Origin of the sequence: Aestuariivita boseongensis (genome assembly GCF_001262635.1) — a bacterium.
Lineage (GTDB): Bacteria > Pseudomonadota > Alphaproteobacteria > Rhodobacterales > Rhodobacteraceae > Aestuariivita > Aestuariivita boseongensis.
Genome location: NZ_JXYH01000127.1, coordinates 1 through 555 on the forward strand (window position 1 = coordinate 1; position 555 = coordinate 555).

A 555-nucleotide genomic window follows, 5' to 3' on the forward strand; every position below is an offset into this window, starting at 1 on the left:
GGTCTGAAGTAGCCATGTATTTCCCCGGCATACCACCTAGCGCAACTTTTAAACTCGCCAAATGATCAAAAAACAATCAATTCGACGAGTATTTCTTACGTTTTCGCCACCCGGACCCCACTCCGGTGGCCATTTCCCGCATTACAGGCGCACCTCTCCTGCATTCGTCAGTAAATGTCGGCGCGCCATCCACAGGTTCGACAGAGCGAACAGTGTCACCAGTTGCGCCGTGTTTTTGGCCAAGCCGCGAAAGCGCACCTTGGTGTAACCGAACTGGCGCTTGATTACCCGGAACGGATGCTCGACCTTGGCGCGCACCTGAGCCTTGGCCTTTTCAATCTTGCGCTTGGCTTTGTACAGCACGCTGCGCTTATCGAGTTTTTTGTAGGTGCTGCGGCGTGCCGCCACCTGCCAGATAACTTCACGTCCTTCATGCTCGGGCCGCTTTTCGACACCGGTGTAGCCTGCATCGGCGCAGACCACGTTTTCGTCGCCATGCAGCAATTTGTCCACCTGGGTGACATCCGCCACATTGGCCGCCGTGCCCACTACGCT

1 pseudogene is annotated in these 555 nt (G+C 56.0%); it reads right to left on the reverse strand.

Annotated features, from left to right (window positions below):
* Nucleotides 1-141: 141 nt before the first annotated feature.
* Nucleotides 142-555: pseudogene (locus TR61_RS19460) on the reverse strand (IS5-like element IS1384 family transposase); the annotation flags it as partial.